Below are 2,147 nucleotides of genomic sequence, written 5' to 3'. Positions count from 1 at the left end.
GTCGTAGAGCATCTTTTCGAAATGCGGCACCAGCCATTCGGCGTCGGTGGAGTAACGGCTGAGCCCGCCGCCGATGTGGTCGTAGACGCCGCCGCGCAGCATCTGCTCGAGGCTGTTGAGGACGTCGTCGCGATGGGCGGCATTGCCGTCGCGAAGCCAGGACAGCCACAGCGTTTGCATGAACGGCGCGTTGGGAAATTTAGGCGCGCCGCGCAATCCGCCGAGATCACGGTCGATCATGCCGTCGATGCCCTTGGCCAATTCCGCCAGCGTGGCGCGGTCGAGCACGGTTCTGGCATGCGAACCGGCGAGCCGTGCCTCGACATGCGTCGTCAGGCCGTCGGCGCTCTGGTTGAGGCTCGCCCGCTTCTCCCGCCAGGCCTTGTCCACCGCCTCCATAACCTGGATGAAGCCGGGGCGGCCGTAGCGCGGCTCGCGCGGAAAATAGGTGCCGCCCCAGAACGGCTTGCCGTCCGGGGTCAGGAACATGGTCAGCGGCCAGCCGCCCTGCTCGCCCATCGAGGACAGCGCCGCCATATAGATCTGGTCGATGTCCGGGCGCTCCTCGCGGTCGACCTTGATATTGACGAACAGACGGTTCATGACGGCGGCGACGCCATCGTTTTCGAAGCTTTCATGCGCCATGACATGGCACCAATGGCAGGCGGCATAGCCGACCGAGAGCAGGATCGGCCTATCCAGCGCTTTCGCCTCTTCGAGCGAAGCCGGCGACCAGGCCCGCCAGTGGACGGGATTGCCGCTGTGCTGCTGCAGATAGGGGCTGGCTTCTTCGGCAAGCAGGTTTTGCGCGGGCAGCGTCACTGGGCAAACTCGGGTGCGATTGGCTGATAGGCGTGAAGCTAGGGCGGTTCAGTAGAGCGGGCAAATGATTTCAGGCGATTCCATCGTAGCGCTGTCGAGCGGCCGGCTGCCTGCCGGCGTCGCCGTCATCCGAATTTCCGGCCCGCAGACTCGATTCGTGGTCGAAACGATTGCTGGGACTATGGTTAAGGACCGCGCGGCGGCTCTGCGCCGATTCAGGGCGTCTGACGGGACATTGCTCGATACCGGCCTGGTTGTGTTCTTTCCCGGTCCGGCCAGTTTCACCGGCGAGGATGTCGCGGAATTCCACGTTCATGGCGGCCGTGCCGTTGTGGCAAAAATGCTGGAGACGATGACCGGTTTTGACGGCGTCAGGCACGCGGAACCGGGCGAATTCACGCGTCGCGCTTTTCTGAACGGCAAGGTAGACCTGGTCGAAACCGAGGCGCTGGCCGATCTCGTCAATGCCGAGACGGAGGCGCAGCGGCGCTTCGCGGTCCAAAATGCCGGAGGCGCCCAAAGCGAACTCTATCTCGGCTGGCGCCGCAGGCTGATCCATGCCCGCGCCATGATCGAGGCCGAGATCGATTTCGCCGACGAGGAAGACGTCCCCGGTTCCGTTTCGGATACGGTCTGGTCTGATGTCAGAACGATGATCGACGAGATCGACCGGCACATCGCCGGATTTCGCGCCGCCGAGATCATTCGCGACGGCTTTGAGGTCGTCATCCTCGGTGCGCCCAACGCCGGTAAGTCGAGTCTGTTCAACGCCCTGGCGCGGCGCGATGCCGCTATAGTAACGGATGAGCCAGGCACGACCCGCGACCTGCTTGAAGTGACACTTGATCTTCAGGGGCTGCGTGTCCGGCTTACGGATACGGCCGGGTTGCGCGATGCGCCGGGGAAGGTCGAGGCGATGGGCATCGAGAAGGCGAGGGCCAAGGCGCATGGCGCCGATCTCTTGCTGTTGCTTCACGACATGGCGAAACCAAGGGATGTCGGCGAGCTGCCGACCGAAGCGCCGATCTTACGTGTCGGCACCAAGCTTGATCTGCTGGAAAGCCGCGCGGCGAGCGACGCTACGGAGGATTACGACCGTGTCATTTCAGTGAAGAACGGGACGGGCGTGAAGGAACTGCTGGCGGAGATCGGCCAGCGGGCGGCGGAGGCGGCCGGCAGCGTCGGCGATGTCCTGCCGTCGCGCCTTCGCCACGTCGAATTGCTTGGCGAGACCAACCGCCATCTGCTCCGCGCCACCGATGGCCGTTCTGTCGGGCAGGAGTTGCGCGCCGAGGAGTTGCGGCTCGCCCCCGATCGCCTCGGCC

General features: G+C 64.4%; 2 protein-coding genes. One reads left to right on the top strand and one right to left on the bottom strand.

Features of this window, described 5'->3' with window-relative positions:
• A partial coding sequence (locus tag EN914_RS33085) for a thioredoxin domain-containing protein (protein WP_164779097.1) occupies nt 1-822 on the bottom strand: 822 nt, incomplete at its 3' end.
• A gap of 64 nt (nt 823-886) precedes the next feature.
• On the opposite strand from EN914_RS33085, the gene mnmE reads away from it, so the two are divergent.
• A partial coding sequence (mnmE, locus tag EN914_RS33080; RefSeq protein ID WP_127389570.1) for a tRNA uridine-5-carboxymethylaminomethyl(34) synthesis GTPase MnmE occupies nt 887-2,147 on the top strand: 1,261 nt, incomplete at its 3' end.

Source organism: Mesorhizobium sp. M7A.F.Ca.CA.001.08.2.1, assembly GCF_003998455.1.
GTDB lineage: Bacteria > Pseudomonadota > Alphaproteobacteria > Rhizobiales > Rhizobiaceae > Mesorhizobium > Mesorhizobium ciceri.
The sequence above is the reverse complement of the archived record's forward strand: the minus strand, read 5'-3'. Positions and strand labels throughout refer to the sequence as shown.